Annotated in this window: 7 protein-coding genes; 4 read left to right on the top strand and 3 right to left on the bottom strand. The window is 62.0% G+C overall.

Annotated features, from left to right (window positions below; all coding sequences use genetic code 11):
- Positions 1-98: 98 nt before the first annotated feature.
- Positions 99-2,246, bottom strand: coding sequence for a polyphosphate kinase 1 (gene ppk1 / locus ABUA09_RS17790; RefSeq protein WP_075705507.1), 2,148 nt, complete (start codon positions 2,244-2,246; stop codon positions 99-101).
- An 11-nt stretch (positions 2,247-2,257) separates the two neighbouring features.
- Positions 2,258-3,154, bottom strand: coding sequence for a Ppx/GppA phosphatase family protein (locus ABUA09_RS17785; protein WP_083630921.1), 897 nt, complete (start codon positions 3,152-3,154; stop codon positions 2,258-2,260).
- Between the two features lie 89 nt (positions 3,155-3,243).
- On the opposite strand from ABUA09_RS17785, the gene ABUA09_RS17780 reads away from it, so the two are divergent.
- Positions 3,244-3,498, top strand: coding sequence for a hypothetical protein (locus ABUA09_RS17780; protein WP_129868796.1), 255 nt, complete (start codon positions 3,244-3,246; stop codon positions 3,496-3,498).
- A 59-nt stretch (positions 3,499-3,557) separates the two neighbouring features.
- On the top strand, positions 3,558-4,685 hold the full coding sequence (locus ABUA09_RS17775; protein ID WP_075704192.1) for an aldo/keto reductase: 1,128 nt from the start codon (positions 3,558-3,560) through the stop codon (positions 4,683-4,685).
- A 30-nt stretch (positions 4,686-4,715) separates the two neighbouring features.
- On the opposite strand, the gene ABUA09_RS17770 is transcribed toward ABUA09_RS17775, so the two are convergent.
- Complete coding sequence (locus ABUA09_RS17770) at positions 4,716-4,928, bottom strand: hypothetical protein (protein ID WP_033117541.1); 213 nt, start codon at positions 4,926-4,928, stop codon at positions 4,716-4,718.
- A gap of 76 nt (positions 4,929-5,004) precedes the next feature.
- Here ABUA09_RS17770 and ABUA09_RS17765 point away from each other — a divergent pair, with 76 nt between their 5' ends.
- Both ABUA09_RS17765 and ABUA09_RS17760 read left to right on the top strand, forming a co-directional pair.
- The gene (locus tag ABUA09_RS17765) at positions 5,005-5,538 is read left to right on the top strand and encodes a GNAT family N-acetyltransferase (protein WP_347568457.1); all 534 of its coding nucleotides are present in this window, start codon (positions 5,005-5,007) and stop codon (positions 5,536-5,538) included.
- 3 nt (positions 5,539-5,541) lie between these two features.
- A complete protein-coding gene (locus tag ABUA09_RS17760) occupies positions 5,542-6,102 on the top strand; it encodes an NUDIX hydrolase (protein WP_195608518.1) in 561 nt (186 codons plus the stop codon).
- The last annotated feature ends 30 nt before the right edge of the window (positions 6,103-6,132 follow it).

Here is a 6,132-nt window from a genome sequence, read left to right as displayed (position 1 = left end):
CCAAACAACGCCACGGCCTTTCAAAGGCCGTGCCGTTTTTGTGCACCGAAAACCGCCCGTTCTACAGCGAGGAGGCGCCTGCGGCGGGCCGGAAAGCGTCAGCTCCGGGACTTCAGCCGATCCAGAACGGCGGCAAAGAAGCCCTTCCGGCGCTCCGGGGCCGGGGAGACGGCCCCGGGGGCGGGCTCCTGGCGGGCGGCCTCCTCCATGAAGGCGGCCTGCGCATCCAAAGGGGCCTCCCCCCGGTCGGGGACGGGGAAATAATGCCCGTCGGAGCCCATGAGCCGTGCCTTTCCATTGTCCCGGCACAGGACGTCCACATAGTGGGCGATCTGCCGCCGGATGCCCTCGTCCAGCACGGGGCAGGCGATCTCTACCCGCCGCTCGGTGTTTCGGGTCATGAGGTCGGCGGAGCCGATGTACAGCCGGGCGTCCTTCCCGACGCCGAAGGCGAAGATGCGGGGATGCTCCAGGTATCGGCCCACGATGGAAAATACCCGGATACGGTCGGTCTTTCCGGGTACGCCGGGCCGGAGGCAGCAGATGCCGCGGACGTTCAGTACGATGTCCACTCCCGCCTGGCTGGCCTCCGAGAGCTTGTCGATCAGGTCGCGGTCGGTCACGGAGTTGCACTTTATAAAAATATGGGCCGGCTTGCCCGCCCTGGCCTTTGCGGTCTCCCCGTCGATGAGGGATATGAGCCGGTTTTTGAGGCCGTTCGGGGCGACCAGCAGGTGGCGGTACTCCCCCTCCAGGTTGGAGATGGACATGTTCTGGAAGAAAGCGGCCGCATCCGCGCCGATGGCGGGGTTGGAGGTGATCAGGCACAGGTCGGTGTACAGCTTGGCCGTCTTTTCATTGTAATTTCCGGTGCCTACCTGGGTGATATGCTGGATGCTGCCCCGCTCCCGCCGGGTGATGAGACAGATCTTGGAGTGGACCTTGACCCCCTCAAAGCCGTACTGCACCGTGCAGCCGGCGTCCTCCAGCCGCTCGGCCCAAGAAATATTGTTCTGCTCGTCGAAGCGGGCCCGCAGCTCCATGAGGACGGAGACGTCCTTGCCGTTCTCCGCCGCCGCGGCCAGGTACTCAATGAGCTTGGCCTTGGAGGCCAGGCGGTAGATGGTGATCTTGATGGAGAGCACATTGGGGTCGTTGGCCGCCTCGCGGATGAGCTGGAGAAAGGGGTCCATGGAGTGGAAGGGATAGAAGAGGAGCGCGTCGTGCCGCAGGACCTGCGGGAGGATCCTCTCACTCCGGCTGAGGCCCATTGGAAACTTCGGGGTAAAGGGCTCATAGCACAGCGCGGCTCTGCTCTCCCCGGGGAGCTGGCCCTCCAGGGAGTAGACATAGTCCATCGCAAGGGGGGATTTGCTGTGGAAGGCCTGCTCACGGCTCAGATGCAGGCGCTCCAACAGGTGGGACACCAGGGCGTCGCTGGCGTTCCCCTGGATTTCCAGGCGGACGGGGGCCAGCCGGGAGCGCTTTTTGAGGACCTTGCGCATGTGCTGGCGGTAATCGTCGTTGACGTCGTAATCCTCATCCTCCGGGGAGATGTCCGCGTTCCGGGTGACGGAGATGACCGCCTTGCTCTCCACGGCGTACTGGTCAAAGATATCTCCCACGTATTCCAGCACAAGCTGCTCGATGAGCACATAGCGCAGGCCGCGTTCATTGAGCCTGAGGTAGGCGGGGACGCTCTTGGGAATGGGCACGATGCCGAAACAGCTCTCGCCGTCCCGCTTCAGGGACACGGCGATGTTCAGGGTCTTGCTGGGCAGGTGGGGGAAGGGGTGGTGGGCGTCCACCACCTGTGGGGAGAGGATGGGCAGCACATAGTCCCGGAAGTACCGCTCGCACTGCTTGCGCTCCTTTACGTCCAGCTCCTGGACGGTGAGATTGCAGATGTTGCAGGTCCGCAGCCGGGTCTCCAACTGTGCCATGAGCTTGTCCCGCTGCTTGTAGAGGGGCCCCACGGCCTGAAAGATGGCGGCGAGCTGCTGGGCGGGGGTAAGGCCGCTCTTGGTGTCCACATGGGCCTGCTTGATGAGGGTCAGGTCGTAAATGGAGCCCACCCGGATCATAAAGAACTCGTCCAGGTTGCTGGTGAAGATGGCCGCGAATTTGAGCCGCTCAAAGAGGGGGACGCTCTCGTCGCGGGCCTCCTCCATCACGCGCTCGTTGAACCGGAGCCAGGAGAGCTCCCGGTCCTGTGTATAGCTGAAATCCAAGGTTTGTACCGACATGTTTCTCACACTCACAGTTTCATGACTCTGTCCATAAGGTAGCCCTCACGGACGCCGGAGGAGGAAGCGGTCACCAGCTCCACTCCATAGGCCTTGATGATCGTATTCAAAATGACCAGGCCGGGCACCAGAGTGTGGACCCGGTCCGGGGCGGCATGGAGAATTTGACGCAGCGTGTCCCGGCCATCTTTTTTCAGCAGCTTGTATAGCTCACGCAGCTCTTCCGCCGTCATGGAACGGCTCTCGGGCGGCTTGTGGAATACGTCCACGGAGAGCTTGTTGAGGGCCCGGATGGTGCCCCCCACGCCGCACAGGCGGCCGCGGCGGACGCCCGCGGTCCTGGCGCGGTCCAACTGCTCCTCCACATAGGCGCGCATGGCCTTGCGCTCCTCAGACGTGGGGAAGAGCCCGTTTACGAACCGGGTGTAGAGGGAGAGAGAACCCACCGGCAGGGAGCAGGCCGAGGTGATGGACATATCCTCATAGGACACCAGCTCGAAGGAGCCGCCGCCAATGTCCGCCAGCAGGCCGGTGGATACGCCGCCGGGAAGTACGGCGCCCTTAAAGGAGAGGGCGGCCTCCGCGTCGCCCGAGAGGACCTCCACAGGGATGCCGGTCACGTCCCGAATGGTCTCCACCGCCTCTCCGGTGTTGGAGATGTTGCGGAGGGAGGCCGTGGCGAAAACGTGCATTTTCGACACCTGGAAGTTGTCCAGCAGGGCGCGGTAGCTGGAAAGGGTCCGGCAGGCCACCAGGATGCCGCTGTCGGAGAGTACGCCGCCCTGAACGTAGCCGGCCAGGCCGGCTATGGTCTTTTTATTGAGCAGGAGGCGGAAGTCCTGCCCCTCCCAGTGATAAATAGACAGCCGTATGGTATTGGAGCCCAGGTCCACAATGCCGCAGATCATGCTTCATGCCCGCTTTCCATTCCTTGATTTTTATATTCTACACGTTTGGAGACGGATGCGCAACGTGGTTGCGCTGAATTTACAGAGTTTTGACAAGACGACGCATCGGACGAGGCGTCCTGACGGAGGGCCAGAAGCGCCAGGTTATCCGCCAGGGCGGTAAAAAAGGCGGCCAGCACCCCCAGGTCGTCGGCGCTCCTTCCCTGGGCGATTTGGATCGCAGCCGCAGCGCTGAGCAGTACCAGGGTCTCGCCGGATGGGCCGGACGGGGCCGGACAAGACATAGAACCACCCCCAACCTCTCTCCTCCAGGCTATGTAGACGGACGCGCCCTGGTGTGGTAAAATAAATCTGAAAATCCGCCGAGACAGAAAAGAATCCGAACGGAACTGGGGGAGATCAGATGGAATACAGAAAGATGGAAAAGCTGCATGTAAGGCCGTCCCTGCTGGGCTTCGGCTGTATGCGTTTCCCCACGCGCCCGGACGGGGGCATTGACGAGGCGCAGGCGCAGGCCATGCTGGACAGGGCCTACCGCGGCGGCGTCAACTATTTCGACACCGCTTATTTCTACCACAATGGCGCCAGCGAAAATTTTGTCGGACGCGCGCTTGCGGCCTATCCCCGGGAGAGCTATTTCCTCACCAGCAAGCTGCCCACGACCCTGATCCATTCTTTGGATAAGGCCAAGACCATCTTCGACGAGCAGATGGGGCGGCTCCAGAGAGACGACCTGGATTTTTATCTCCTCCACAACATCAACGGGGCCCGCTGGCGGGAGATGGTGGAGCTGGGTGTGGTGGACTGGTGCCTGGAACTCCAGAGACAAGGCGTGTTCCGCCACTTTGGCTTCTCCTTCCACGGCGCCTATGAGGAATTCCGGGAGATCCTGACGGCCCGGGACTGGGACTGCTGCCAGATCCAGTTCAACTATATGGACACGGAGGATCAGGCCGGGATCAGGGGATATCGCCTTGCGGAGGAGCTGGGGGTCCCGCTCATTGTGATGGAGCCCATCAAGGGCGGCTCCCTGGCCAACCCTCCGGAGTCCGTCATGCGGCTTTTCCGGGAGAAACATCCCGGGGCCTCTGCCTCTTCCTGGGCGCTCCGGTGGGTGGCAGGCATGCCCAATGTCATGACGGTCCTCTCGGGTATGTCCACAATGGAGCAGCTGGAAGACAATCTGCGCACCTTTACAGCCTTTCAGCCGCTGGACAGCGGGGAGCAGGCGGTCCTGGAGCGGGCGGCGGCGGAATTCAAGCGCTTGGTCAAGAACGGCTGCACGGGGTGCCGCTACTGTATGCCCTGCCCTGCGGGGGTGGATATCCCGCTGAATTTCAAGCTCTGGAACGACTGGGGCATGTTTCACAATCCGCCCCGCTTTCAGGCCCGGTGGGGCAATATGGAGGAAGCCAGCCGGGCGACGAGCTGTGTGGGGTGCGGGGCCTGTGAGGAGAAATGTCCTCAGGGACTGGACATACGGGGAGACCTGCTCCGCCTGCGGGAGGAGCTGGCGGCGCTGGAGCAGTAAAAGGGCGGGCGGGAGCACCCCGCCCGCTCATCAGGGCGCCAGGTCCTGCGGGGTCACGTCCCGGCCTAGGGCGCTGACAAAAGACCGCATCTCGGCCTTCGAGGTGATGCGGTGGGTCTGGTCGATCAGATCCCGCTGCTCATCAGGGGAAAGGCTTGCGAAGCGGTCCATGGCGGAGAGATCCTGGGCCAGAGCCATGCCGAAGCCCATGGGCAGGTCGGCGATCGGGTTGAGCGCGTCCATTTGTGACAACCTCCTTTTGTAGTTGGAATTCCGGAGATAGCTTTCCCGGAAAGGCGCGGAAATAAAGGAGAGAGGCGTGAAAAAATTGGGAGATGAAATCAGACTGACGCTCCCGGATGAGCAGTGGGAGAATGACGTGATGGATTACCGAAAAGAATTTATAGAAATGGGAGAGAGATTGCACGGTGCAGGGAACCTGCATGAGTCAGAGCCCTACGCCCAATGGCTTGCGGGAGTAAGGAACAACATGGACCCCGCAACGGTGCGGGGCGGGTTGGTGCCCGCCACCTCCTATCTGGGGGTACGGGCCTCCGACGGGACTCTGGTAGGCATGATTCAGATTCGGCATGCCCTCAATGATTACCTGCGTCGGTTCGGTGGCCATATCGGATACAGCGTCCGAAAAGGGGAGCGTCGGAAGGGATACGCGGGGGAGATGCTTCACCTCGCCCTGGAAAAGTGCAGAGAGATGGGGATTTCCCGCGTATTGGTGACCTGTGACCGGGAAAACACCGCTTCGGCCCGAACCATCCTGTCCAATGGCGGCAGGCTGGAAGGAGAGGTACGGGAGGGTGCGGGCGTCACACAGCGGTACTGGATCGAGGTGTAAAAGATGGAGCTTTTGCAGATACTGGAGCGCTATGCCCCCTTCAACGAGCAGGAGGCGCGGGACCGGGCGGTTTTGATGGGATTACTGCGCACCGGCCAAGACCTGTGGACCCGGGAGAATGAGGCCGCCCATCTGACCGCTTCGGCCTGGGTGGTGAACGGGGACAGAGAGCGGGTGTTGATGGCCTATCACAATATTTACGATTCCTGGTCCTGGCTGGGCGGACATGCGGACGGAGAGCGGGATCTGCTGGCCGTGGCGATGCGGGAGGTACGGGAAGAGAGCGGACTGGCCCGGGTGGCGCCGGTGTCGGAGGCGCTCTTTTCCCTGGAAATCCTGACGGTGGACGGCCATGAGAAGCGCGGGAGGTATGTCCCCTCTCACCTTCATCTGAACCTCACCTATCTCTTGGAGGCCGACGAGCACGAACTTCTGGCGGTAAAACCCGACGAAAACAGTGCGGTGGCCTGGTTTGGCAGGGAGGAGGCCGTGGAGGCCTCCTCCGAACCCTGGTTCCGGGCCCGCGTCTATTCCAAGCTCAACGCCAAGCTGGCACGTCTGTAACAATAAAACGGCGGCCTCCCACGTCAACGT

It is taken from the genome of Intestinimonas sp. RTP31139st1_F5_RTP31139_211217, from assembly GCF_040226735.1.
In the GTDB taxonomy this organism is placed as follows: domain Bacteria; phylum Bacillota; class Clostridia; order Oscillospirales; family Oscillospiraceae; genus Intestinimonas; species Intestinimonas butyriciproducens.
The sequence above is the reverse complement of the archived record's forward strand: the minus strand, read 5'-3'. Positions and strand labels throughout refer to the sequence as shown.